Genomic DNA, 24,854 nt, shown 5'->3' on the forward strand with positions numbered 1-24,854 from the left:
TGGCGGCGCGGGCCCGTCGGGCGGCCCCCGGGGGGGGGGGCGCCCCCCGACGCCGTGTCGGTGGGTCCTAGGCGGGGACGTGACCCTCGGCGTAGCCGGCGGCGTAGGCCCCGGTCGGGGGGACGACGGTGATGACGTCGATCAGCACGCCGTCCGGGGCCTCGACGATGAAGTGGCGCTGGCCGAACTCCTCGGTGCGCAGGGGCAGGAGTTCGACGAGTCCGGCGACGTCGACCAGTCGGCGGTGCTCCGCGTCGACGTCGTCCACCTCGAAGTTGAGCAGGAGGCAACCGTCGAGCGGGGCCCGGTGGCCTTCGGGGACGCTGGGGTGGGTGGGGTCCAGGAGGGCGAGTTCGTAGTGCGGGGCGTCGGGGCGGTGCAGGCTGACGTACCAGTCGGCCTCGAAGCTGATCGCGAACCCCAGGTGGCGGGTGTAGAAGTCGCGGGCCGCGGCGAGGTCCCGGGTGCCGATCACCGGGTAGAAGCCGCCGAGTCTGCTGGTCATCGCGGAAACCTTTCGTCGCGGGGAGGGCTGCACCCGGGTTCACATACCCTGAGTATGCGAACCTGGGGATTAGCATACCCCGGGTACGCGAAATCGAGGGAAGGGGCCGGGGATGGCGGTCAGCCGGGCCGAACAGCGGGCGATGACGCGGCGGGCGCTGCTGACGGAGGGGCGGCGCCGGTTCGCCGCGGACGGGTACCACGCGGTGGTGCTGGCCGAGGTCGCCGAATCGGTCGGCGTCACCAAGGGCGCCGCCTACCACCACTTCGCCAGCAAGGCGGGGCTGTTCCGGGCCGTGGTCGCCGAGGTGCAAGGGGAACTCGGCGAGGCGGTGGCGACCGCCGCCGAGGCGCACGACGACCCCTGGGAGCAGCTGCGGGCCGGCTGCCGGGCCTTCCTCACCGCGGGCGGGGACCCCGCGGTGCGGCGCATCGTGCTGGTGGACGCCCCGACCGTGCTGGGCTGGGACGAGTGGCGGGCCATGGACGAGGACTCCTCCGCCCGCCACCTGGCCGAGGCCCTGCACGGGCTGATCGCCGCCGGCGTCCTGCCCGAACAGCCGGTGGAGCCGCTGGCCCGACTGCTGTCCGGCGCCATGAACGAGGCCGCGCTCTGGCTGGCGCGCACCGAGGAACCCGGCGCCCTCGACGCCACCGCCCGGGCGCTGGACCGGCTGTTGGACGGCCTGCGCGCCTGAGCGGGCTGCCGCGCGGGCCGTCCCGTCCGGAGCGTGCCGCCGGTCACGGGCGATGGCACGCCCCGGACGGGAACCCGCCCTCAGCTGCGGCGGCGCAGGGAGATGAGGACGGCCTCGTTCTCGTCGCGGGTGATGAAGAGGCCGTGTCCCTTCAGGTCCATGGCGATGGGCACCTCGGTCCCGGGATCGAGGGGTTCGGGCGAACCGGCGGGGGCGGTGAGGTCGAGTCGGACGAGGGTGGAGGTCTCGGTGTCGGCGGATCGCTCGACGGCACCGTAGGCGGCGCCCCGGTCGTCGACGGAGGCGACCAGCACCGTCTTGCGGTTGCCGTCGCCGGCCAGGCAGAGGCCCTTCTTGCGCTCCAGGTCGAAGGTCACCGGTCCGGCGAACAGGAAGCGTCCGTTGAGCGAGGTGCCGACCCCCGAGTCCCGCTTGCCGCGAGCGGACTGCGGCACCTCGTTCGCACAGCGCATGCTGGCCAGCAACTGCCCGGTGCGCATGTCGTGGACGGACCACACCGGGTGGGCGGCCTCGCCCTCGGCGAAGGGCTTGGGCCTCCAGGCGGCGAGCACCCGGCCGTCGGTGGTGCCGTAGACGAGACCGTTGGGGCTCCAGCCGGAGGTCTTGGGGGCGCCGGGAGGAATGACGGCGTCGCTGTGCCAGCGACCGGCCAGGCCGAACCCGCCGCCGTCGACGGTGACCAGCGGCGTCCCGTCGGCCACGCCCACGACCCGGCCCCCGACGCAGCTCAACTGCTCCGCGCACTCCGGCAGGAGCGTGTCGGAGTCCTCGTGAACGGTGACCTTGCCGCTCACCAGGTCGACCACGGCGGTCGAGGACGGGAACGGGCCGTCGTCGCCCCAGCTCACGAGCAGTCGTCCGTCCTGGCCCCCGTGGAGGTCGAATTCGCCCGGCGAGGCGGAGAGGGGGACGTCGATCTCCCGCAACGGTTTCACCCCCGTGCCCCGGGCATCGGCCGGATAGACGGCCAGCCGCAGGATTTCGGTCCCCTCGTGCAGTTCGTCCTTGCCGCGGAGGCCGTGGGCCCAGGCGACGAAGTGGTCGCTCCCGTCGATCTCGACCGTGCTCAGGCCGGGGATCTCGACCCGGGCGTCGTCGCTTTCGGGGCCGCCCTCGGCGCCCTCGACCGGGGTGGGAGGCTGCCACGCGGCCGAGGTCCACCGCACCTTCCCGTCGGCCGCGTCGCGCACCCGGACGGTGTAGCCGTCGGACGACGCCTGCATCGCGCCCACTTGGTCCTCGGTGACCTCGGCGGGGATGGTGAAGACCGACCTGGGGACCCACGCGAGCGTCTCGTCCCACCCCTGCGCGGACCGGTACCCGGGGGGCACGTCCAGCGGCGCGGCCTTCTTCACCGCAGATGGCTTCCGCTCCCCCGGGCCCTCGCTCCCGCCCTTGCCCGACCCGTCGCCGGACCCACCGCAGCCGGCCAGCAGCACGACCGCTGCCAGTGCTCCCGCTCCGACCCCAACTCCCCCGCGCATACTGCTCCTCGGTCTGGCGCGCCCGTACGCACGCCAGTGGTCGCCGCACGGGTCCCGCTCGACCTCGACGCTACCAGCCGTAACTTTCGACACCGGTGGGCCGACGCCGCACGGAAGGCGGGTCCGCGGACCCGCACCGTCGCCCCCGGGACTCAGTCGCAACAGGCCGGTTCGACGCCCCGGGGCAGGCGGTCGGCGGTGAACACCGTGCGGGTCGGCTCGTGGCCCCCGAGCACGGCCACCGCGAGCAGCACCGCGCCCGCGGTCCACGCCGTGCGCTCCTCCGGCCAGACCGCCCGGTCCTCGTAGACGTAACCGGTCCAGTACAACCCGCTGGCGTCGTCGCGCAGATGACGCATCGCCACCAGCACCTCCCGGGCCCGCTCCGGGTCACCGGCCACCCACAGCGCGAGGGCGAGTTCGGCGGACTCCCCACCGGTCACCCAGGGGTTGGGGGCCACGCACCGCACCCCCAGCCCGGGCACCACGAAGCGCTCCCAGCCGGCCGCGAGCCGCTGCCGGGCCGCCCCGCCCGTCACCGCGCCGGCCAGCACCGGGTAGTACCAGTCCATCGAGTAGCGGGACTTGTCGAGGAAGCGTTCGGGGTGGCGCCGGATGGCGTGGCGCAGCGCACCGACCGCGAGTTCCCAGTCCGGCCGGGGGTCACCGAGGTGGTCGGCGAGCGCCAGGGCGCAGCCGAGCGCCTGATGGATGGAGGAACTGCCGGTGAGCAGGGCCTCGGTGACGGGCGTGCCGTCCGCCCCGCGGCGCCAGCCGATCTGCCCGCCGGGCTGCTGGAGGGCGAGCACGAAATCGACCGCCGCCCGGACGGTGGGCCACATCCGGTCGGCGAACGCCTCGTCGCCGGTGGCCAGGTAGTGGTGCCAGACGCCGACCGCCACGTAGGCGCAGAAGTTGGTCTCCCGGGTGCGGTCGGTGATGCGCTCCGGGTCCCCGTCCGCATAGGCCGCGTACCAGGAGCCGTCCGGGTTCTGGTGGTCGGCGAGCCAGTCGTAGGCGCGGGCCGCCGCCTCGTGCTCCCCCGCCGTGTCCAGCGCCATCGCCGCTTCGGTGTGGTCCCAGGGGTCGAGGTGGTGGCCGCGGAACCAGGGGATGGCCCCGTCCGGCCGTTGCAGGGCACGCACCGCGCGGACGGTGGCGGCGGCCTGGGCCGCGGTGAGCACCCCGGGCAGGACCAGGTGGTGGGTACGGGGGGTGGTCACCGGGCGCCCACGGGCGGCAGCTGCGGTTTGGTCGCGTAGGCCACGAAGCTCTTGCCGAGCAGCGGATTGAGGGCGCGTTCGGCGGCGCGGGTGGCCAGCGGCTTCTTCATGATGTCCCAGACCAGCAGCTTGTGGTAAGCCCGCACCGGCAGCACCCGGTCGTTGTCGACGCCGAAGGCGCACTTGAGCCACCAGTAGGGCGCGTGCAGGGCGTGCGCATGGTGGCTGCCGTAGGGGCGCAGTCCCGCCTCGCGCAGCCGGGCCAGCAGTTCGTCCGCCCGGTAGATGCGGATGTGGCCGCCCTCCACCTCGTGGTAGGCGTCGCTGAGCGCCCAACAGATCCGCTCCGGCCCGTAGCGCGGGACGGTGACCGCGATCCGGCCGCCGGGGCGCAGCACCCGCACCATCTCGGCGAGCAGGCCCTTGTCGTCGGGGACGTGTTCCATCACCTCGGAGACGATGACCACGTCGAAGGAGGCGTCCGGGAAGGGCAGGGCCAGGGCGTCGCCCTCCAGGGCGGTGGCGGTGGCGCCGGCGGGTGCCTCCCCGGCCTCCCGCATCGCCGCGAACCACTTGGCGACCTCGCGCACCTCCTCGCCGTTGCGGTCGAGCGCGACGACCCGGGCGCCGCGCCGGTAGCACTCGAAGGCGTGGCGGCCGGCGCCGCAGCCGAGGTCCAGGACCCGGTCACCGGGGGCGAGCGGGAAGCGGGTGAAGTCGACGGTCAGCATCAGCGGTTGCCCCCCACGGGTGCGGTCGTGCCCCGACCGGCACGACCGGCCGGGGCCTGGGCGCGGTCGAGGGCCGCGCGGTAGTGCCGGACGGTTTCCTCGGCGGCCTTCGCCCAGGTGAACCGGGCGAGCACCCGCTCCCGGCCGGCCGCGCCGAGCCGGGCCCGCAGGTCGGCGTCGCCGAGCAGCCGTCCGAGGGCCGCGGCGAGGGCCCCGGCGTCCGCCGGCGGCACCGCGAGGCAGGTCTCGCCGTCGGGGCCGGCGACCTCGGGGATGGCTCCGCCGGTGGTGGCGACGAGCGGGGTTCCGGTGGCCATGGCCTCCGCGGCGGGCAGCGAGAACCCCTCGTACAGCGAGGGCACGCAGGCGATGCGCGCGGAACGGATCAGGTCCACCAGTGCGGTGTCGCTGACGCCCTTGACGAACTCCACCGCCCCGTCGAGCCCGTGCCGGGCGATCGCCCGGGCCACCGGCCCGTCCTCGGCACGCCGGCCCACCACCACCAGGTGCGCACCGGGGTGGCGGGTCCGCACCACGGCGAGCGCCTCCACCAGGTGCACCAGGCCCTTCAGGGGGACGTCGGCGCTGGCGGTGGTGACGATCCGGCCGGGCACCTCGGCGACGGAGGGGTCGGGGGCGAACAGTTCGGCGTCGGCGCCGATGGGGACGACGTGGACCCGGTCGGGGCGCACCCCGAGGTGGTCGACGATCTCCCGGCGGGAGCTGCCGGAGACGGTGAGCACCGTCGGCAACCGGCGGGCCACCCGCTTCTGCATCCGGGTGAAGGCGTACCAACGGCGCAGCGAGACCCGCCGCTTCCAGTCCGCCGCGGCGTCGAGTTCGACCTGCCGGTCCACGGTGACGGGATGGTGCACCGTGGTGACCAGCGGCGCCCCCAGGTCGCCCAACTGTCCGTAGCCGAGGGTCTGGTTGTCGTGGATGACGTCGAACTCGCCGCGGCGTCCGCGCAGGTGCCGGCGGGCCCGCAGGGAGAAGGTGAGCGGCTCGGGGAAGCCGCCGGCGCGCATGGTGGCGAACTCCAGCCGGTCGACCCAGTCGCGGTACTCGTCCCGGGCGGGGGTGCGGAACGGGTCGGGCTCCCGGTAGAGGTCCAGGCTCGGCAGTGCGGTGAACCGCAGCCCGTCCAGCCCCGGGCCGCCGTCCAGGACGGGATAGGGCTGGGCGCCGATCACCTCGACGGAGTGCCCGAGGCGCACCAGTTCCCGGGACAGGTGCCGGACGTAGACGCCCTGGCCGCCGCAGTGGGGGTTCCCCTTGTAGGTGAGCAACGCGATCCGCAGCGGACGGTCCCCGATCGGCCCGCCGCCCCGCGCGTCCTCCGGCCGAGGACGGGCCTCCATGGCCTCAGCGGTCACTCGGTGGCCCCCTTCTCGTGGCGGTACGCCCGCGACCCCACGCACGGCGGCGAACGGGGAACACGTTCCTGGTCGGGCGATCAAGAAGGCCGAATCTACCGGCTGGTAGCCCCGCGCGGCCGAGCGGCCCCGGTGATTCGCGCCACGCGCCGGCGGCGAGCGGTCAGGGACGGGCCCGGGCGGGCACCAGACGGCTGGTGAACCCCGCGCGGCACAGCCGCTCGTACGCCCTCAGGACGTCCTCGGGCACGTCCTGCTCGATCATGAATCCCTGCCGCGGGTAGACCATCAGCCGCTGGAGCGCGCCGACGAGCATGTCGATCACGAGTCGGCCGTCACCGATGCCGTCGACGTACTCGGGCAGTTCCAGGGGCGCCGAGGTGCACACGAACTCGACACCGGGCCACAGCTTCCTGGCCGTCGCGTACGCCCGGCGCTGCTCGTAGGGCTTGGAGACCAGCAGCACCGACGAGACCTCCACGCCCTCGGCCGCCAGGAGTTCCCGGGAGTACCTGATGTTCTGCCCGGTGTTGGTGGCCTCGGGCTCCACGCGCACCGCGTCCTCCGGCACCCCGAGAGCGAGCGCGTGCTCCCGGTAGGCGACGGCCTCCCCCTCCGGGAAACGGGCGCGGGTCGTCGGGCTGTTGGCCCCGGTGAACACGATCAGCGGCACCAGGCCCGCCCCGAACGCCTCGGCCGCCGTGGTGGCGACGCTCAGGTCGTGGCTGCCGAGACCGACGGCGACCGAACAGGGCTTCGGGACGTGGTGCATTTGGTGGTGGTCCCAGACGATGCGCGCGTCCTGCCATGCCTGGACTGGGATCACTGGTTCCGCCCCCTCTTGCGCGAGGCGCAGCCTCGGCGTCGTCGTCGTCCGAACTCGTGAGGGCCACGTCCTGAACGGCCCGGGCCCTCACGCATCCGGAAGTGCGGTCCAGGTGGTCTTCTCGTCCATGGTTCTCCGCCCTTCCTCTCAGCCCGCACCGTATGGCGGGCGAACGCGGGTGGGAACGGACACGGACCGGATTTACCCCTGCGGGCGACACACAGGTCCGGCCGCACCCGCGTAGTCACGCCGCTCGGATGCCCCCTAGTGGTCCGTCCGGCCCCTGACTAGGCTGCCGTGCATGTCTGACTGTGTGCAGGTGTCCACCGCCACGGCAACCAAGGACGAGGCGGTCGCCCTCGCCGGCCCGGCGGTCCAGCAGAAGCTGGCCGCCGGAGCCCAGGTCATCGGACCTGTGACCAGCCTCTTCTGGCACCTGGACGAGTACGGGACCGGGGAGGAGTGGCAGATCCTCTTCAAGACCACGGCTGAGCGCTACCCCGAACTGAAGAGCTACCTCCTCGAAGCCCACCCATGGGACAACCCCGAGTTGTGTGCCGTCCCGATCACGGGCGCTGCCCGATGCGAGCAGTGGATTCGCGATGCTGTCGCCAGGCAGGCCGACTAGTTGCTAGTGCGGTCAAGGAGAGTCCGCACCTCGGAAAGACTGGTGTGCCGGCTCAACTTGTCGAGTAGCGGACGGATGCGGTGCATCGGGCGGACCGATGCCACCCCCACGGACAGGTCAAACGCTCGGGTGGTGGTGACGGCCGCCTGCTCGACCTCGCCCGCCTCGAAGTACGCCTCGGCGAGCCAGGACAGGTAGAGAGCCTTGTCACCCGCATGTGTGTCGGGGTATCTGCTGAGCGCGTTGGTGAGTGCCGGGACAGCGCGCAGAGGACGGCGAAGTTCCGTCCAGCAACGGCCACTCATGATGCCGATTTCCGTGTGGTCCACCCAACTCGACCAGTCGGGCTGCGACTCTCCCGCTTGAGCCCCGTCAAGGGCGGTGCGCGCTGTTTCCAGCGCAGCCTCTGTGGCTGCCGCTTGACCGTCGACCGCCAAGGCCCAGGCGAGCCTCTCATGAAGAAGCGCGCGAACGGTGGCCGGCGTGCGCGCCGTGATGGTGGTGCAGGACCCTCGGGCGAACGCAACCGCCGTGCGTCGGTCGAGTGTGGTGTAGGCGAGAAAAGCCAGGCTGTTCCCGTGGAGATCGGAATGGCCCGCGTCCTTGGCGTAGGCGCGGGACTCTTCGTACAGTCCCGTGGCCTCCTTGAGGTGGCCGCCATCGAAGGCTGCCCAACCTGCCTGTTGTGTTTGCTCGGCCAGGAGTGCTGTGAGTCGACAACGAACGGTGTCGGTGAAGGAGCCGCGGCGCAGAATCGACTTCGTACGCTGCACCTCACCGAGGTAGACGCGATAGGTGTCTCCCCCACCGAGGACGTCGTCGAGACGCCGAAGCCGAGCAGCGCGGGCCTCCAGACGACGCACGTACGACTCGGTGACTCGATCCGGCGGGTTCTCGTGCTGAAGGGCGGCGGGGAGAGCTGATGCCAGACCTGTGGCAGTCGCAGCCTGAACTATGGTGCGCCGGAGCATATCCCCACCCCCGATGTCAGACGGTCCGGCAGGAACGCGCGTTGCCTCCCACGGCCGGGAAGCGAGACCCACCATGTGTCCGGGGACGCGCAGAGCATCTGCGATCTGCACGATCTTCTCGAAGCTCGCAACCTTCCCTCGGCCACGTGCCAAGGTCCCGACGCGCTCGGGTTTGATGTCGCATTCTGCGGCGATCTTCGAGTAGCTGATGCCAGCCCTTTCCCTCGCAAGCCGGAACACCGTTCCGAAGACGTGGTTGGACAAGGCTTGCCGCGTCTCCTCGTCATCGAGGAGTTCAGGCGGCAACGCCGTGGATGGCTGACGGAACATCAGGTCTCTTCCTGCCTACCCAAGCCTGTGCCCCGGTTCTCCAAGAGGCATACCCATCATGGGGATAGCCCTCATGAGGATGTGCAGCTTCCGGCCGGATTCCACCCTTGTGCGTCAAGGCTTCGAGCGCAGTGCCGTCTGCGCCGGGGCATGGACCCGCTGACCGGGAGCCGACATGCTCGATCCGATCGACCTGCCAACCGACCAACATGAGGAGCGCCAGAAGCTGGCCGCCCGCCTCGCCGACCCCGCCCTCCTGGACGACGCCCTCGGCATCCACCTGGGCGATCAGGAGCAGGGGTGGCCCCGAACCCCCTGGTCCGGTCTGGCGGTGCCGGTAGGCGGACCGAGGGTCTGCGGATACGTGAACGTGCCCCGTGACCGCACCCTCGCCGTGCTCTCGGCCTTGGAGCGCGCGCACGCCTCCTCCGGCGGCTTCCCCGAGGTGCGGGTGCACCGGCCGGCCAGTAGCCACACCCTGGAGGCCCCCACCACCCGCGTCGAGTGGGGCGCCGAGCCCGCCTGCGACCCGCGGGCGCGCGGCGTGATGCTCGGCTACCACCCGGCCGGCGTCGAGCAGTTCGCGGCCGGGGTGGCCGCGGGGGTCGAGGGCTCGTGAGGCAGCGGATGTACGTCCAGCCCACGGACCTCGTCGCACGGTGGCTCTTGAGCGCGGCCGAGAGTCCCGCCGTCGCCGTGGAGGAGTGGCGGTCCCGCGATGTGGCGCTCCTCGCCTGCGGCAGGGCCTTCGACGCCGTCCGGGTGCCCTGTGACCTCGTCCGCCTGGCGACGCGGGCCACCGACGACACCCGGGCCGGGGCCCTCATGCACCGGGCCCTCGGCGGCGGTCCGGTCTTCCTGGACCGGGTCGCCCGACAGGTCTACGCACTGACCGCGTGCGGGGCCTGGCCGGCCGCCCGACTCCCCCGGGTGGAGCACCTGGGTCAGGGCTGCTACCTGGGGGTGCCGCGGATCGACCGCACCGCCCCGGCCGGGCGCGCCCACTGGTGCGGCCCTCCGGCCCGCTGCGCCTGCCCGACGCGGCCGCTGCACGCCCTGATCGCCCTCGGCCTGGAACGGCTCGGCCAGGCGGAGGCGAACGCGTGACCGGGGCCGGGACGCAGGTCGGCACGGACCCGATGATCGCGGAGCGCCGATGAGGCCCGGGGCCGAGCAGGCCCTGTGCGTCGTCACCGTGACCGCGATGGTGGTCGTCCTGGCGTTCGCCGTCGCCCGCTGAACTCCGTCCGGGCGGGCCGACCGGGACGGCTGAGCGCCCGGTCGGCCCGCCCGGGCCGGTTCAGCCGGACCAGTCCACCGGCAGGTGGATCATCTTGTGCTCGAAGTAGGCGGCGTACCCCTCGGGGCCGAACTCCCGCCCCAGGCCGGAGTTCTTGTAGCCGCCGAACGGGCCGAGCACGTCGACGCCGAAGGTGTTCACCGAGTAGGTGCCGGTGCGCACCCGGCGCGCCACGTCGAGCCCGCGCTCCGGGTCCTCGGTCCACACGCTGCCGGAGAGGCCGTACTCGGAGTCGTTGGCGATCCGCACCGCCTCCTCCTCGTCCCGGTAGGGGAGCAGGCAGACCACCGGGCCGAAGATCTCCTCCCGGGCCACCCGCATGGAGTTGTCGACGTTGCCGAAGAGGGTGGCCTCCACGTACCAGCCCCGGTCGAGGCCGTCCGGGGTGCCGCCGCCCACCAGGACCTGAGCCCCCTCCTCGCGGCCGAGCCGGATGTAGTCGAGGGAGCGCCGCTGCTGGCGTTCGGCGACCAGTGGGCCGAGTTCGGTGGCGGGGTCGAGGGGGTCGCCCGCCTTCAGGGAGCCGGCCGCGGCGGCGAAGGCGTCGGCGAACTCGTCGTGCCGGGACTGGGGGACCAGGATGCGGGTCTGGGCCACGCACGCCTGGCCGTTGAGGAGGTAGGCGAAGGGCGTGATGCCGGCGACGGCGGTGTCCGCGTCGGCGTCCGGGAGGACCACCGCCGCCGACTTGCCGCCCAGTTCCAGGGTGACCCGGGTGAGGTTGCGGGCGGCGACCTCCATCACCCGGCGGCCGGCGGCCGCGGAGCCGGTGAAGGACACCTTGTCCACGTCGGGGTGGCCCACCAGGTGCTCGCTGACCTCGCGGTCGGCGCACAGGATCGACAGCACGCCCTCGGGCAGGCCCGCGTCGGCGACCGCCTCCGCGAGGAGGTACGCGTCCAGCGGGGTCTCCGGGGAGGTCTTCAGGACCACCGGGCAGCCGGCGAGCAGGGCCGGCGCCAGTTTGGCCGCGGCGGTGAACTGGGGGACGTTCCAGGGCACGATCGCCGCCACCACGCCGACCGGCTCCCGGCGCACCAGCAGCTTGCCCAAGGCGCCCTCCCGGGGCTCCTCGTAGACGAAGTCGCGGGCCACGGACATCGCCGCGTCCCACACGGCCAGCGCGCCGAGCGCCTGCATCCGCAGGCTGGACGTGTACGGGGTGCCGTTCTGGGCGGTGATGAGCCGCGCTATCTCCTCGTGGCGGGCGGCGAGGCCGTCCCTGATCCGGCCCACCGCGGCCAGCCGTTCGGTCAGGCCCATCCGTGGCCAGGGCCCGTGGTCGAAGGCGTGGCGCGCGAGGGCGACCGCCCGGTCCACGTCGGCGCGCGAGGCGCTCGGCACCCGGGCGAACACCTCCCCGGTGTGCGGGGACACCACTTCTATGACCTCGGCGCCGAGGGGCTCGGTCATCGTCCCGCCGATGAACAGCTTTCCGTGCTCCACCTGGTCGGTCATGCCTGGAACCGCCTCCCCGCGGTGCCCTGCCGGGCCCGCCTTCGGGTGATACGCGTTCGCGATGCACACACCAGGTCAGGTGTTCCCCGCGACACAGCACGCCAACCGACCCAAAGGGGGCAGCGCGGGCGCGGGGCGGCTCACTCCGGGGCGGGCTCCGCTTCGGTGCGACGGGCGTGCCACTCGCGGGCGATCTCGTCCAGGTCGAAGGGTTTGAGGCCGAGCGGGGGGCCGGGGGGCGGTTTCAGCATCATGTCGAGGATCTTGGGGTTGACCTCGGCGACGATGCGGCGGGCCGCCGCCGCGGACGGCGCCGCCCAGGCGGCGGCGAGGGCGTCCTCGACCTCCTTGCGCAGGGCCAGGCTCGGCGGCAGGCTGCTCAGCCCCTCGCGGATCATCTTGCGCTTGATCCACCAGAGCTCGTCGTACGGCGTCTCCACGCCCTCGTCGAAGGGGCGTCCCGCGCCCTCCAGACCGGCGAACTCGCCGCGCTGCTGCGCATCGCGGATCTGCCGGTCGACCCATGACTCGAAACTCACTCCGGGCGGTTTCCGTTCGGTCATGTGGACATTGTCCCAGACGTCTCCCGTTGCGGCGGGGTGCTGTGCGACCCTCCCCCTGTCCGAACGAACGCCGGCAGAGCGGCGGAACGAAGGAGCGCAGGGGTGCTTGAGCTGACCATGGCGACGGTGTCGGAGGCGGACGCGGGTGCCACGGCGGGCATGCTGATGGCGGAGGCCGCGAGCGAGGCGGGCGCGTTGCTGCGGGTGGGGCGGGACCGGAGCACGTGCCGGCTGGCCACCCCCGCGGACTGGCTGTTCGTGTCCCGTGCCCATCTGGAGTTCCGCTGCGGTGCGGACGGCGCCTGGACGGTGTCCTGGCTGCGGGGGTCGCAGGTGGACCCGTCCTCCGAGGTGCGGCTCACGGTGGGCCGCGGCCCCTCGCAGCCCGTCCCGTACGGCGGCAGCGCGCCGCTGCCGCCGGGCTCGTCGGGGGAACTCGTGGTGCTGGACCGCACCGGGCCCCGCTCGGTGAACGTGGGCTTCTACCACGAGCCCTGAGCCCGCGGGAGGCGCCCGGGAGCGGAGCCCGGCGGGCCGGGGTCAGTCGGTGACGCGTGCCAGCAGGAAGCCGTCGTACCCCTTGGTCCCGACCGTCTGCACGGCGGTGGCGCTCAGCCGGGGGTGGGCGGCGACCCGGTCGACCAGGGCGCGGGTGCCGACCACGGCCGGGTCGGTGCTGTCCGCGTCGGTGACGGCACCGTCCCGGACGACGTTGTCGCAGACGATGACGGAACCGGGTCCGGTCAGCCGCACCGCCCAGTCGAGGTAGTGCGGGTTGTTGACCTTGTCCGCGTCGATGAAGACGAAGTCGAAGGGGGCGCCGCCCTCCTCCGCGAGCACCGGGAGCGCGTCGAGGGCCGGGCCGACGCGCACCTCCACCACCCCGTCCAGTCCTGCGCGGGCCAGGTTGCGGCGGGCCACCTCGGCGTGCGCGGCCTGGTACTCCAGGGTGATCAGCCGGCCGTCGGCGGGCAGCGCCCGGGCCAGCCAGATGGTGCTGTACCCGCCGAGCGTGCCGATCTCCAGGATGCGTCGGGCGCCCTGCATCCGGGCGAGCAGCTGGAGCAGTTTGCCCTGGTTCGGGGCGACCGCGATCTGCGGGAGCCCGGCCGCGTCGCTCTCCCGCAGCGCTGCCTCCAGTGCCTCGTCCGCGGGGGCCAACTCGGACGTGAAGTAGTCGTCGACGGCGTTCCACCGCTCCTGCTCGGCCATGTGCTCGAACTCCGTTCCCCTGGTGTTGCCGTGGTCACGCCACGTGGTCATCGGTGCGTCGAACTGAACCTATCCCGTGCCGTTCCGTCCGGGAACGGATCGTTCGCCCCGGCGCGCGTGCGGTGCGGTCCTCCGGTGGAGTGGTTCACGCACGCCCGCGCACGCCCTGGACGCGGCACCGGCGGGCGGTGCGGGGGACGGCCCGGGGCCGGAATCCGGGCGCCGCGGGGCGACCGGGAGGACGGGGCCGGCGCTCCGGGGACGTGACCGGCGTCTCCTTCCGCGTTCGGCGATGAGCCCCGACCGCACTATCGTCGTCCGGTCGAAGGGAGTGGGACTGTCAGGCGAAGAGGGGGGTTGCCTGCGTCCCCTCCCACGGGCGGTGCGAGCCTCTTGGGGGCGCCCCGTCGAACGGGACGCCCTTCAGCGGGTGTCGACGAGCACGAACGAACGCAGACGGACGAGCAAGCATCGACGAGCCGCTGGCGAGCACCGACGGGCGCAGCGGACGGAACGGGGCGGGAGGGCCGACACGGCGTGGCGAAGGCGGAGCACGGACCAGGGAGCGTCTTGGCGAGACCAGGGGGGTCGCCCGCGTCGGCGGTGGACCCCAGGACCGCGGCCGTCCGCGTCGGCCTGTGGTTGATGGCGGCGTTGCTGGCCGCCCGGCAGGTCACGGTGATACTGCGGCAACCGCCCGGTGAGCGCCTCACCGACCTGGAGACCTGGATCGGTCCGAGCGGGGTGCTGCACGCGCCCGGTTCGCTGTACGACTCCGACCAGTTCTCGGGCACCCCCTTCAACGGTCTGGTGCTGCGGCCCTTCGTCAGCTCCGCCGAGGAGGCGCTCGGCTGGGGCTGGACCTTCGGCACCCTGCTCCTGGTCGCGGTGCTCGCGGTGGTCGCCGCGCGCGCGGTGCCCCAGCCGGTGTCGCGGCGCACCGCGCTGCTCGCCGTCCCGGTGGCGATCTGTCTGCTGATGCTGTCGCTGCCGGTGCGCAACACCCTGCACCTGGGGCAGACCAGCATCATCCCGGTCCTGTTCGTGCTGCTGGGCTGCTTCGCGGTGCGGGGGGAACGGTCCAGCGGGGTGTTGATAGGGGTGGGGGCGGCGTTCCAGCCGACCGTGCTGCTGTTCGCGCCGCTGCTGTGGCTGACGGGGCGCAGGAGGGCGGCGGTGGCGACCGGCGCGACCTTCGCGGGGTGCACCGCCCTCGCCTGGGCGGCGCTGCCCGAGGACTCGTGGACGTACTGGGTCCGGGAGATCGTGGGCGCGGGGCTCTCGGTGAACCCCGACGAACTGGCCAACCAGTCGTTGCACGGCGCGCTGCTGCGGTTCGGGCTGAGCGGGCCGGCGGAGTGGGCGTTGTTCCTGGTGCTCGCCGCCGCCGTGGTCGTGGTCGGGGTGCGCCGGGCGGTGCGCTACGCGCGGGACGGGCAGCTGCTGCTGGCGGTGGCGGTCACCGGCTGCGTGGCGGTGGTGGTCTCGCCGACCGCCTGGCAGCACCAGTTGCTGTGGGTGCTGCTGGCCGTGGTCGGCCGGGTGGGCAGGCGGGCCGCGGACCGGCCGGTGTGGCCGGTCACCGTGGTGCTGGTGATGACGCTGCCCACCAAGATGCTGCTGCCGAACACGCTGGTGCTGCAACCGGTGCGGGAGAACGTCATCCTGATCACCGCGCTCGCCGCGGCCTGCTTCGTGCCGTTCCTCTCCCGCACCTCGCCGTTCTACGGCGCTCCGACGCCCACCCGGTACGCGGCGCCGGTGCCCGCCCGCTGGCGGTGGGTGCCGCTGGTGCCGTTCTGGCGACGGGTGCTGAGCCGGCCCAACCTGCTGCTGGAGTTGTTGCTGATCCGGGTGGGGTACTCGGCCTACTCCAAGGTGCGGTTGGCGGCGGCCTCCGGGCGGGACACCGCCGAGGCGCACGGGGAGCAGGTCCACTCGATCGAGAAGGCGCTGTTCCTCGACGTCGAGCACTGGCTCAACCACAAGGTGGTGGACACCCCGTGGTTGGAGGCGTTCTTCAACTTCTACTACACGTCGTTCCACTTCCCGGTGCCGTTGCTGGTGCTGGGCCTGCTGTACGTGCGGCGGCCGGTGGACTTCCGGTGGGCGCGCACCGCGCTGGGCTTCGCCACCGTGCTGGCCCTGATCGGGTTCTGGCTGTACCCGCTGGCGCCGCCGCGGCTGATGCCGGGCCTGGGGTTCGTGGACACCATCCACGGGGTGCAGGACTTCTCCAAGCCGGACTACGGCACGCTCACCGCGCTCACCAACCAGTACGCGGCGATGCCCTCGCTGCACTTCGGGTGGTCGCTGTGGTGCGGGGTGGTCATCGTGATCCTGGCACCGAAGGCGTGGCTGAAGGTGGTGGGGGCGCTGCACCCGGCGCTCACCGTGCTGGTGATCATCGGTACGGCCAACCACTGGGTGCTGGACATCGTCGGCGGTGCCGCGGTGGTGGCCGCGGGCTTCGGGCTCGGATACCTGTTCGCCGGCCCCCGGGCGCGGGGCGTCGGCGGTACGGACGATCCGGTGCGGATCCCCGGTCAGCACGGACCGCGGCAGGCCCTCAGCGGGGTGGGCGCGAGCGGGGCCGCCGAACCCTCCGGCCCGTCGTCCGGACCGAAGGACTGAACCGGTAGTGGTACCCGAGGGGCCCGGGTGGACGCGCTGCGAACGCGTCCACCCGGGCCCCGGTACGTGGTGGGTCAGGAGCAGTCCTGCGCCGGGCGGCTGCGCCAGGACGAGTCGATGCGGTAGGTGCCGGGCTCGGTCACGACGAGGCGGGTGTACTCCCCGTCCGGCTCCAGGCAGGCCCCTTCGGCCCGCAGCCACGGCGAGTACGCCACCCGGACGGTGGCGGCCCCGGCACGGTCCATCCGGACGCGGAGCCCGGTGGCGGTGGACTCCAGGACGGTGGCGGGGGCGGCGGCCAGCGGCACGGCGTCGCGCACCCGGTAGACGCTCCAGTGGGCGTCCCGCCACACGGGTTCCAGCCACTCGGGCTCGGAGCGCACCAGGGCGGCCTCCTCCTCGGCGGGGCCGTCCGGACGCCCGTCGTGCATCACCACCAGGCCGACCGCCCAGCGGTCCAGCCAGGCCCGGTAGGTGGTCTCGGAGAAGGTGCCGTCGTAGAAGAGCCGGCCGCGTTCCACGTCGAGCTGACGGTTCCAGCCGCGGGCGAGGTTGACGTGCGGGGCGAAGGCGGTGGCCTCGCGGTGGTTGCGGGCGGGCACCACCTCGACCCGGGTGCGGTCCGCGCCCAGTCGGTCCAGGGCGGCGATGACGTCGTCGGTGTTCGCCGCCCAGGCCGGCACCGTGGTGGAGATGTACAGGTCGTGCACGGTCTTGGGGGTGAGCCAGGCCAGCGACAGCACCAGCGCCACCGCGAGGCCGGCCCGTCGCGCGCGGGCCTGTCCGGGCACCAGCAGCGCCGCGAGCAGCACCGCCGGGGCGGCCAGCAGGGCGAGCCGCTCCACGTTGGTGCCGATCGGCGAGGAGATCAGGTACGTGAGGACGATCCCCACCGCGTAGATCGCCGCGGAGAGCCGCACCAGGCGCCAGGCGCGGGGCGCGGCGACGGCCACCACCAGCGCGAACACAGCGGGCTCCAGGATGCGGTGGACGGGCATGGGCTGCTCGCCCTTGAACGGGAACAGCACCGTGGTGAGGGCGACGACCAGGGCCGGGGGCCCCATCAGCGCCAGGGCCCGGCCCCAGTCCCGCAGCAGGAACCAGGCGCCGCCCGCGACCACCAGGAAGAGTCCGGAGACCGGGCTGGCGGCGGTGGACAGGGCGGCCAGCAGTCCGGCCGCCCAGAGCCTGCGGTGCCGTCCGGTCAGCACCAGCAGGGCGCCGATGCCGAAGGCGACGCCGAAGGCGAAGGTGGTGCGGCCGGAGGCGACGTTGGACCACAGGGCGACCGCGAGCAGCACGGCGGGCGGCAGCGGGCGGCGGAACCCGGTGCGCTCGACGAGGAGGGCCCCCAGCCAGGTGGCGGCGATCCCGGAGAGCACCGTGACGGTCCGCACGCCGAGGGCCGTCATCAGGTACGGGGACAGCAGGCTGTAGTTCGGCACGTGCATGCCGCCGTACCAGGACAGGTTGTAGGGGGTGCCGGGGTGGGCGGCGCCGAACGCGGTCCACGCCTCCTGGGCCGCGAGGTCGCCGCCGCCGGTGCCGAGGAAGAGCCACCACACCGCGTAGACGGGCAGCGCGGGGAGGGTGACGAGCAGGGGCAGCCGGTGGCGCCGGGCGAAGCCGCGCGCCCCGCCCGAGGGGCGGGGCGGGACCGGGGGGTCGAGGGGGCGCGCGGGGCGGGGAACCGTTCCCGGGGCGTGCCGCGGCGGAGCCTGGGCCGGGTCCGAGCGGGCAGCGGCGGGGGGTGACGGCTCGGCGACCACGGTGTCCAATTCTTCGCGGGGGCCCGCAGGGGCCTCGGGGCAGGCTTCCGTCAGCCTAGACGCGGGGCGCGGGCGGAACGTTCACGGCCCCTCCGGTTCCGCACGGGCCCGGGCGCACGTCGAGAGCGGCGGCACCCGGGTGGGTGCCGCCGCTCTCGGTGGTCTCGGCTGCGGGGCCGGCTCAGTACCAGCCGTTGGACTTCCAGAAGTCCCAGGCGCCGACGGGGCTGCCGTAGCGGTCCTCCATGTAGTCGATGCCCCACTTGATCTGGGTCTCGGCGTTGGTGCGCCAGTCCGTGCCGTGGGTCGACATCTTGGAGCCGGGCAGGGCCTGGACGAGTCCGTAGGCGCCGGAGGAGGAGTTCTGCGCCGTGACGTCCCAGTTGGACTCACGGGTGACGATCTTCTCGAAGGCGGTGTACTGCGCGTCGTTGGGCAGCAACTTCTTCGCGATCGCCTTCGCGGACGTCGCCTTGGCCTGGGCGGTGACCGGGGCGGCCTGCGCGGTCGCGGCCTGGGCCGGCGCGGCGGCGAGCACCATGCCGGTCGTGGCGGCGGCCACGGCGGCACCGGTCAGGGCCTTCTTGGCGGAGAGACGACGGAGCAGCGAGGTGGAGGCGAAGGAGATGGACACTGCGGACCTTCCGGTCGGGAACGAGGGCGGTCGTTCGCGTCTCCGGGCCGGCGGTGTGCCGGCGCTCCCCGGACGGGGCGGGAACGCGAGGGCGCCGCGGCCCGGGTGGGCTCGTGGCGCCGTGCGACTCGGTCCAGAGAAACAGGTCCGGGAACGTCCCGCAATCACCCCTTTTACTAGTGGGAGTCGCATCCGCCCGCCTCGGCCCCGATGTGATCTGGCTCTCAACCCGCAGGTCAGCACCCCGTTCTGTGCGTACACGACAAGTAAGTGGATCTACGACCCCGGTTAGGAGGGGCCCCCGCTCCTGTGGCACGCCTCACCGCGGGGCCTGCGCGACGCTCACGGTCCGCGTTCGGCGTCGTACGGTGCGGCACCGGACGGTGTGACCGGTGCCGCACCGTCGGGACCGGTAGGGGCGGCGAACGCCGGCCGGGTGTCGAAGGCCGCCCGCCGGGTCGCCCGTCGGAGGGCCTTCAGCAGGGTGCCGCCCAGGGTCAGGGTGAGCACGGCGGTGAGCACCGCCCGGCCCAGGTCCCAGCCCAGCGAGGTGGCCAGGCAGTAGGCGAGGAACCGGACCAGGTTCTCCCCCACCGGATCGCCCGGGACGAACGCCACCGACGAGGTCAGCTCCCCCAGGAACGGCCAGCCCGCGAGGTTCATCACCGTGCCGTACGCGAACGCCGCCAGGAACCCGTAGCCGGCCAGCAGCAGCCGCTCCCCCGCCCCGCGCAGCCGCTCCGGCAGCAGCCCGGCGCCCAGGGTGAACCAGCCCATGGCCAGCATCTGGAACGGCAACCACGGCCCGACGCCCCCGGTGAGCAGTGCCGAGGCGAACATGGTCACCGCGCCCAGCACGAACCCGAACCCCGGTCCGAGGACCCGCCCGCTGAGCACCATCAGGAAGAACATGGGCTCCAGCCCCGCCGTCCCCGCCCCCAGCGGGCGCAGCGCCGCCCCGGTGGCGGCCAGCACGCCCAGCATCGCCACCGCCTTGGCGTCCAGCCCCGACTCGGCGAGCGTCGCCGCGGCCACCCCGACCAACAGCACCAGCAGCACCGCGAAGAGCCAGGGCGCGTCCTGGGCGTGCGCGTGCACCGCGGAGTCGGGCGCCGCCAGGAACGGCCAGCCGAAGGCGACCACGCCGACCGCGGCGACCAGTCCCAGGGCGACGGCCGACCGGCGGCCCACCCGTACGGCCCGCACCGGGCGTGCGCCGCTCATCGCAGCGCCTCCCGCACCTGGGCGACGGTGAGCCACGGCCCCTCGCCGAGCACCTTGGCCACCTGGGGCGCGAAGGCCGGCGAGCCCACCACCACCTCGGCGGCCGGACCGTCCGCGACCACCTCGCCGTCCGCGAGGATCAGCACCCGGTGCGCCAGTTCGGCGGCCAGCTCCACGTCATGGGTGGCCAGCACGATGGTGTGCCCCTCGGCGGCCAGCTCCCGCAGCACCCCCACCAACCGGGCCTTGGCCGCGTAGTCCAGGCCCCGGGTGGGTTCGTCCAGCAGCAGCAGCGGGGGGCGGGCGGTGAGCACCACGGCGAGGGCGAGCGCGAGGCGCTGGCCCTCGGAGAGGTCCCGCGGATGGGTGTCGTCGGCGATCCCCGGCAACAGGGCGGACACCAGCTCCCGACAGCGGCCGGGCGGGGCGCCCGCGTCCCGGTCGGCGGCAGCGCACTCCGCGGCCACCGTGTCCGCGTACAGCAGGTCGCGGGGCTCCTGGGGGACGAGGCCGACCCGGCGGATCAGATCGCGCGGCCGGGTGCGGTGCGGCTCCACCCCGCCCACCCGGACGGTGCCCCGGTCCGGCTCCACCAGGCCGACCAGCGCCGACAGCAGGGTGGACTTGCCGGCGCCGTTGCGGCCCATCAGGGCGACGGTGGCGCCGGGCCCGAGGCCCAGCCCGACCCCGCGCAGCGCCTCCACCGGTCCCCGACGGACCAGGAGCCCGGTCACCTCCGCCACCTGCGGGGCCCCCTGCGCCGGCTCGGACGCCGGCGCGGGCGGGGTGGCGGTGGCGAGGCGCTCCCGGAGCGGGGCGGCCCGGCGGCGGGCGTCCCGCACGCTCAGCGGGGGTGGCGACCAGCCCGCGAGCCGGGCGAGGTCGACCACCGGCGGACGCACCGGCGACTCGGCCATCACCGCGGCCGGCGGGCCCAGCACCGGGCGCCCGCCCGGGCCTGGCAGCAACAGGACCTGGTCGGCGTACTGCACCACCCGTTCGAGCCGGTGCTCGGCCATCAGCACCGTGGTGCCCAGGTCGTGCACCAGCCGCTGGAGGACGGCGAGCACCTCCTCGGCGGCGGCCGGGTCCAGTGCCGAGGTGGGCTCGTCGAGGACCAGCACAGCGGGGTGCGGGGTGAGCACCGATCCGATGGCGACGCGCTGGCGCTGCCCGCCGGAGAGGGTGGCCAGGGGGCGGTCCCGCAGTTCGGCCAGGCCCAGCAGGTCCAGCGTCTCCTCCACCCGACGCCGCATCACGTCCGGTGCCAGGCCCAGCGACTCCATGCCGTAGGCGAGTTCGTCCTCGACGGTGTCGGTGACGAAGTGGGCGAGCGGGTCCTGGCCCACGGTGCCCACCACGTCGGCCAGCTCGCGCGGCTTGTGGGTGCGGGTGTCCCGGCCGGCGACGGTGACCCGGCCGCGCAGGGTGCCGCCGGTGAAGTGCGGCACGAGTCCGCTGACCGCGCCGAGCAGGGTGGACTTGCCCGCCCCGGAGGGCCCGACCAGCAGCACCAGTTCGCCCTCGGGCACGGTGAGGTCGACGTCCGCGAGCGCGTCCCGCCCGGCGCCGTCGTACCGCACCGACACGTTCTCGAAGCGGATCACGAGCCGCTCGCCTCCTTCGCCACGTCCGTCACGTCCCTTCCGGCCGCGGTGTCCCCCGCGGCCCCCCGTCCCGGCGCGGTCCGCGGCGGGGCCGGGGCGACCAGGGCCGGCAGCAGCCCCAGCAGGATCGCCGCGGCCGGCCACAACGGCAGCTCCGGGGCGGTCAGCGGCACCACACCGGGGTGCAGGGCCTCGGCCGCCGCCCCGCCGAGCGTCCCCCAGCCGACCAGGGCCACCGCCACCGCCGCCCCCGAGCCGGCGACCAGCCAGGCGCGCGCGCCCCACCCGTCCGGGCGGTAACGGGTGCGCACGGTACGCCGGCCGCCGAGCCACAGTCCGCCCAGCGCGGCGGCCAGCCCCGCGGCCAGCACCGGGAGTGCGTACCCGGCGCCGTCCGCGCCGAGCAGGCCGTACGCGCCGGCGCACACGCCGAGCAGTCCGCCGAGCGTGAGCGCCGCGGTGAGCCGGCGGACCCGTACGGGAACGTCGGCGGTGCGCCCGTAGCCGCGGGCGTCCATCGCCGCCGCGAGGGCGACCGACCGCTCCAGCGCGCCCTCCAGGACCGGGAGCCCGACCTGGAGGACCCCGCGCAGCCCGCGGTCCGGCCGGCCCCGCAGCCGCCGGGCGGCCCGCAGCCGGCGCACATCGGCGATCAGGTTCGGGGCGAAGGTCATCGCGACCACCACGGCCACCCCGACCTCGTACAGCGCGCCCGGCAACGACTTCAGCAGCCGGGAGGGATTGGCGAGGGCGTTCGCCGCGCCCACGCAGAGCAGCAGGGCGGCCAGCCGCACCCCGTCGTACAGGGCGAACACCAACCCCTCCAGGGTGACCCGGCCGCCGATCCGCACCCCCTGCGCCCAGTCCGGCAGCGGCACTTCGGGCAGGGTGAACAGGACGTGCGTCCCGGGGATCGGCGAGCCCAGCAGCACCGCGAACACCAGCCGGACCCCGAGCACGACGAGCGCGATCTTCACGAAGGCGCCGTAGGCGCGGGCCCACGGGGCTTCGGTGCGGCGGGCGGCCACCACGTATCCGGCGACCGCGACCAACAGGCCGAGCAGCAGCGGATGGGTGGTCCGGGAGGCGGCGACGCCGAGCCCGAGGGCCCACACCCACCAGGCCCCGGGGTGCAGGGCGTTCGCCCGGGCGGCGGGCGGGGCGACCACTCGACGGGCCGCCCGGGCCGCCCGCGACGTTCGGGACGGCAGGGGCGACCGGTGCGGCGGGGTCGGCGGGAGCGACGGGGTCGGCGGGGGTACGGACACGGCGGACGCCCGTCAGCGCCGGCGCCGCAGGTGCCACACGGCAGCGGCGCCCAGCAGCAGGATGACGGCGGCCGCCGGGTACACCCCGACGGACGGGCCGCCCCCGGACTCCTCGGACGCCCGGGCCCCCTCGGGCGCGGTGGCGGCGGTGGTCGGGGAGTCGCCCGAGACCTGCTCCCCGCAGCCGGTGCGGGGATAGCCGTCGATGGCGCACAGCAGGGCGTTGGTGTCGTACCGCAGCGGCTTCGCCACGGCGGCCAGGGCCTCGGCGCTGCTGGCGTCGGAGGCGACCCGCGCGCAGGCGGTGCGCGGGGCGGGCGGGCGCTCGCCCGCGGGGGCGTCGGCGGCCACCCCGGGGTCGATGACCAGGGCGACCCGCTTGGTGTCGGGCCGGGGCGCGGTCTCCCCGCAGATCCCCTCGAAGTCGTGGGGGCCGCGCGGGGTGGCGGCCTCCGCGGAGCCCTCGCTCACCGAGAACCGGAAGCCCTGGACGTCACCGTCCCCGGGACGGGCCAGCGCCGGCCCCTGGGTGGCGTACGTCCAGCGCCCGTCCACGAGGTCCCAGAACGACCAGTAGCGGTACCCGGCGGCGTGCGCGGGAGGCGCGGTGAGCAGGCCCGTGAGGACCGTGACGAGGGCGAGGACGAGCGCCGGCAGCACCGCTGCGGCGCGTCCCGGCGCGGAGCCGGCGCGGTTCACCTGCGCCTCCGGGCCCGGAGGACGAGGAACCGGGCGGCCACGCCCGCGGCGGCCAGCCCCAGGGCCAGGAGGAGGCCGCTGAGGAGGTTCCACGAGAACCAGCCGTCGTCGGACTTCGCACCGTGCGGGTCCTCCCCGGCGGCCTCGGGCACGGAGGCCGGCTCGGGGCCGGTGGCGTTGAGTTGGGCGACCAGGTCGGTGGAGCCGAAGTCGCGGGGGTCGGCCCCGGCCGCGTGGGCGGTGAGGACGAGTTGGGCCCAGGCCGCGGGGCCGGTGCGTTCGGCCCAGCCGGCGGACTCCCGTTCCAACCAGGCCACCGCCCGCTCGGTACGGTCACCGAGTCCGGCGGCGGTCAGGGCGACCACGGCGTCCGCGGTGGTGCCGTGGTCGGGCTGGTCCTCGGCGCCCGGCATGCTGCTGCTGAGGTGGCCGTCCGCGGCGAGCGCCTCGGCGAGGTGCAGGGCCCCGTTGCGGGCGGCGTCCGCGCCGGTGCGGGCCTTGACGCAGGTGCCCGGGGCGTCCCGGTCTGCGGCGGGCGCGAGGACGAGGGTGAGTCCAAGTCCGCCGAGGACGCCCGCCGCGGTGGCGTCGTCGTTGGCGACCAGGTTTCCCTTCTTGTCCGGCTGGTAGGCGAAGGCTCCACCGCCCTCGGCGGAGCAGGGCAGGGCGAGCTTCAACAGGGCCTGCTCCGGGGTCGCGCCCTTCTCCTTCGAGCGGACCCCGGAAGGGGCGGTCCCCCCGCTGAGGAGGGCACCGACGACCAGCCCGGTGGAGTTGGTGTCGCTGGGGGCGCCCGGCAGGTAGCCCCAGCCTCCGTCGGCGTTCTGGACGGATCGCAGCCACTCCACCGCCTTCTTCGCCTCGCTGCCCCGGCCGAGGGCGGAGAGTGCCTGGACGGCCGCGGCGGTGCTGTTGGTGTCGACGGGGGTCTTGGCGTCGCAGGCCGTGGCGGGCTGGGCGCGGTACGCGGCGAAGCCCCCGTCGGCGCACTGCTGGTCGCCGAGCCAGCGGACCGCGGACGGGGCGGGGGTGACCCCCACCGCGTCCTGGGCCAGCAGGGCGAGCGACTGGCGCCAGACCCCGTCGTAGGTGGGGTCGCCGCTGCCGTACAGGCCCGCGGGGAGCGCGACGGAGGACGAGGGGGACGGTGACGCGGCTCGGACCGCTCCGTCCGCGAAGGCGGCGGGAGCCGATGCCGAGCCGAGCACCGCGGTGACGGCGAGGGCCGCGGCGGCGCGGCGGATCTTCATGGTGGCGTGTGCCCTTCCTGCCGGCCGGGCGCACGGGCACGCGTCGTGAGCGGGCACCGGCGGCTCGGCTCCGTATTCCTCGACGGTGCCCGCCGACCGGTTCCCGGTGGCGTGAGCCGGTCACGTCGGCGTACGGGGTGCTCCGGCTTGCGCGCCCGGGGGCGGCTCACGGTTGCGGGTCAGCGCCGGATTCACACCGGCTTCCCCCCGTATCTGACGTGATGACGACCGCCCATCCTACCGACCGTCCCGCCGACCGTCGGCGGTACGGCGGGAATCGGCCCCCGGCGGCCGTCCCCGCTGCGGGCGCCGCCGCACCCTCCGGGGCGCGCGGGCCGGCCGCACCCCTGATCGTCACGTGTCGCGGGGGGGGGGCGGGCGCCCGCGGCGGAGGCCCGCCGGGCCCGCCCGGCGGCGCGCCGGCCGCCGCCCGCCACAGACGTG

At 74.3% G+C, this 24,854-nt stretch carries 23 protein-coding genes and 1 riboswitch; of the genes, 6 read left to right on the forward strand and 17 right to left on the reverse strand.

Going from position 1 to position 24,854, the window contains the following annotated elements; translation table 11 throughout:
* Positions 1-67 precede the first annotated feature (67 nt).
* Complete coding sequence (locus ABT092_RS28770; protein WP_351249021.1) at positions 68-505, reverse strand: VOC family protein; 438 nt, start codon at positions 503-505, stop codon at positions 68-70.
* A 112-nt stretch (positions 506-617) separates the two neighbouring features.
* Here ABT092_RS28770 and ABT092_RS28775 point away from each other — a divergent pair, with 112 nt between their 5' ends.
* Complete coding sequence (locus ABT092_RS28775; RefSeq protein WP_351249023.1) at positions 618-1,202, forward strand: TetR/AcrR family transcriptional regulator; 585 nt, start codon at positions 618-620, stop codon at positions 1,200-1,202.
* A gap of 80 nt (positions 1,203-1,282) precedes the next feature.
* On the opposite strand, the gene ABT092_RS28780 is transcribed toward ABT092_RS28775, so the two are convergent.
* The 5 genes from ABT092_RS28780 to ABT092_RS28800 all read right to left on the reverse strand — a co-directional run bounded on the left by ABT092_RS28780 (position 1,283) and on the right by ABT092_RS28800 (position 6,863).
* Complete coding sequence (locus ABT092_RS28780; protein ID WP_351249025.1) at positions 1,283-2,707, reverse strand: hypothetical protein; 1,425 nt, start codon at positions 2,705-2,707, stop codon at positions 1,283-1,285.
* 152 nt (positions 2,708-2,859) lie between these two features.
* Positions 2,860-3,930, reverse strand: a complete 1,071-nt coding sequence (locus ABT092_RS28785; protein WP_351249027.1) for a prenyltransferase/squalene oxidase repeat-containing protein — start codon at positions 3,928-3,930, stop codon at positions 2,860-2,862.
* A complete protein-coding gene (locus ABT092_RS28790; protein ID WP_351249029.1) occupies positions 3,927-4,661 on the reverse strand; it encodes a class I SAM-dependent methyltransferase in 735 nt (244 codons plus the stop codon). Before ABT092_RS28790 ends, ABT092_RS28785 begins: the two co-directional genes overlap by 4 nt.
* Entirely contained in the window at positions 4,661-6,037 is a 1,377-nt protein-coding gene (locus ABT092_RS28795; RefSeq protein ID WP_502968528.1) for a glycosyltransferase family 4 protein, read from the reverse strand. Before ABT092_RS28795 ends, ABT092_RS28790 begins: the two co-directional genes overlap by 1 nt.
* 163 nt (positions 6,038-6,200) lie before the next feature.
* Positions 6,201-6,863 (reverse strand): YdcF family protein, encoded by a 663-nt coding sequence (locus ABT092_RS28800; RefSeq protein WP_351249030.1) that lies wholly within the window; start codon positions 6,861-6,863, stop codon positions 6,201-6,203.
* A 301-nt stretch (positions 6,864-7,164) separates the two neighbouring features.
* On the opposite strand from ABT092_RS28800, the gene cutA reads away from it, so the two are divergent.
* Positions 7,165-7,491 carry a divalent-cation tolerance protein CutA gene (gene cutA / locus ABT092_RS28805; RefSeq protein ID WP_351249031.1) on the forward strand — a complete coding sequence of 109 codons (327 nt, stop codon included), beginning with the start codon at positions 7,165-7,167 and terminating at the stop codon, positions 7,489-7,491.
* On the opposite strand, the gene ABT092_RS28810 is transcribed toward cutA, so the two are convergent.
* Complete coding sequence (locus ABT092_RS28810; RefSeq protein ID WP_351249033.1) at positions 7,488-8,792, reverse strand: NsdA family TPR-like regulatory protein; 1,305 nt, start codon at positions 8,790-8,792, stop codon at positions 7,488-7,490. The two genes, cutA and ABT092_RS28810, sit on opposite strands and share 4 nt — an antisense overlap.
* Positions 8,793-8,967: 175 nt before the next feature.
* Between ABT092_RS28810 and ABT092_RS28815 the strand changes: the two genes are divergently transcribed.
* The gene (locus tag ABT092_RS28815) at positions 8,968-9,411 is read left to right on the forward strand and encodes a DUF6302 family protein (protein ID WP_351249035.1); all 444 of its coding nucleotides are present in this window, start codon (positions 8,968-8,970) and stop codon (positions 9,409-9,411) included.
* A 47-nt stretch (positions 9,412-9,458) separates the two neighbouring features.
* A complete protein-coding gene (locus ABT092_RS28820) occupies positions 9,459-9,899 on the forward strand; it encodes a hypothetical protein (protein WP_351249037.1) in 441 nt (146 codons plus the stop codon).
* Positions 9,900-10,092: 193 nt separating this feature from the next.
* Here ABT092_RS28820 and ABT092_RS28825 read toward each other — a convergent pair whose 3' ends face one another.
* On the reverse strand, positions 10,093-11,550 hold the full coding sequence (locus ABT092_RS28825; RefSeq protein WP_351249039.1) for an aldehyde dehydrogenase: 1,458 nt from the start codon (positions 11,548-11,550) through the stop codon (positions 10,093-10,095).
* 140 nt (positions 11,551-11,690) lie between these two features.
* Complete coding sequence (locus tag ABT092_RS28830) at positions 11,691-12,113, reverse strand: DnaJ family domain-containing protein (RefSeq protein ID WP_351249041.1); 423 nt, start codon at positions 12,111-12,113, stop codon at positions 11,691-11,693.
* Between the two features lie 102 nt (positions 12,114-12,215).
* Between ABT092_RS28830 and ABT092_RS28835 the strand changes: the two genes are divergently transcribed.
* Positions 12,216-12,611, forward strand: a complete 396-nt coding sequence (locus tag ABT092_RS28835; RefSeq protein ID WP_351249043.1) for an FHA domain-containing protein — start codon at positions 12,216-12,218, stop codon at positions 12,609-12,611.
* 42 nt (positions 12,612-12,653) lie between these two features.
* Here the strand turns inward: ABT092_RS28835 and ABT092_RS28840 are convergent, their stop codons facing one another.
* A complete protein-coding gene (locus ABT092_RS28840; protein ID WP_351249057.1) occupies positions 12,654-13,325 on the reverse strand; it encodes an O-methyltransferase in 672 nt (223 codons plus the stop codon).
* A 537-nt stretch (positions 13,326-13,862) separates the two neighbouring features.
* On the opposite strand from ABT092_RS28840, the gene ABT092_RS28845 reads away from it, so the two are divergent.
* On the forward strand, positions 13,863-15,959 hold the full coding sequence (locus ABT092_RS28845; protein ID WP_502968529.1) for a bifunctional glycosyltransferase 87/phosphatase PAP2 family protein: 2,097 nt from the start codon (positions 13,863-13,865) through the stop codon (positions 15,957-15,959).
* Positions 15,960-16,033: 74 nt separating this feature from the next.
* On the opposite strand, the gene ABT092_RS28850 is transcribed toward ABT092_RS28845, so the two are convergent.
* The 7 genes from ABT092_RS28850 to ABT092_RS28880 all read right to left on the reverse strand — a co-directional run bounded on the left by ABT092_RS28850 (position 16,034) and on the right by ABT092_RS28880 (position 24,410).
* Positions 16,034-17,566 (reverse strand): hypothetical protein, encoded by a 1,533-nt coding sequence (locus ABT092_RS28850; protein ID WP_351249061.1) that lies wholly within the window; start codon positions 17,564-17,566, stop codon positions 16,034-16,036.
* 343 nt (positions 17,567-17,909) lie between these two features.
* A complete protein-coding gene (locus ABT092_RS28855) occupies positions 17,910-18,356 on the reverse strand; it encodes an aggregation-promoting factor C-terminal-like domain-containing protein (RefSeq protein ID WP_451364596.1) in 447 nt (148 codons plus the stop codon).
* A 348-nt stretch (positions 18,357-18,704) separates the two neighbouring features.
* Positions 18,705-19,586 carry an ECF transporter S component gene (locus ABT092_RS28860; RefSeq protein ID WP_351249047.1) on the reverse strand — a complete coding sequence of 294 codons (882 nt, stop codon included), beginning with the start codon at positions 19,584-19,586 and terminating at the stop codon, positions 18,705-18,707.
* Positions 19,583-21,193, reverse strand: coding sequence for an ABC transporter ATP-binding protein (locus ABT092_RS28865; protein WP_351249049.1), 1,611 nt, complete (start codon positions 21,191-21,193; stop codon positions 19,583-19,585). The genes ABT092_RS28860 and ABT092_RS28865 overlap by 4 nt, the downstream gene beginning before the upstream one ends.
* Positions 21,190-22,362 (reverse strand): CbiQ family ECF transporter T component, encoded by a 1,173-nt coding sequence (locus tag ABT092_RS28870; RefSeq protein ID WP_351249051.1) that lies wholly within the window; start codon positions 22,360-22,362, stop codon positions 21,190-21,192. The genes ABT092_RS28865 and ABT092_RS28870 overlap by 4 nt, the downstream gene beginning before the upstream one ends.
* A 111-nt stretch (positions 22,363-22,473) precedes the next feature.
* Positions 22,474-23,160, reverse strand: coding sequence for an SCO2322 family protein (locus ABT092_RS28875; RefSeq protein WP_502968530.1), 687 nt, complete (start codon positions 23,158-23,160; stop codon positions 22,474-22,476).
* A complete protein-coding gene (locus tag ABT092_RS28880) occupies positions 23,157-24,410 on the reverse strand; it encodes an SCO2321 family membrane protein (protein WP_351249053.1) in 1,254 nt (417 codons plus the stop codon). The genes ABT092_RS28875 and ABT092_RS28880 overlap by 4 nt, the downstream gene beginning before the upstream one ends.
* Before the next feature lie 135 nt (positions 24,411-24,545).
* Positions 24,546-24,617: riboswitch (cobalamin riboswitch) on the reverse strand.
* Between the last annotated feature and the right edge of the window lie 237 nt (positions 24,618-24,854).

Origin of the sequence: Streptomyces sp. NPDC002490 (assembly GCF_040296045.1) — a bacterium.
Lineage (GTDB): Bacteria > Actinomycetota > Actinomycetes > Streptomycetales > Streptomycetaceae > Streptomyces.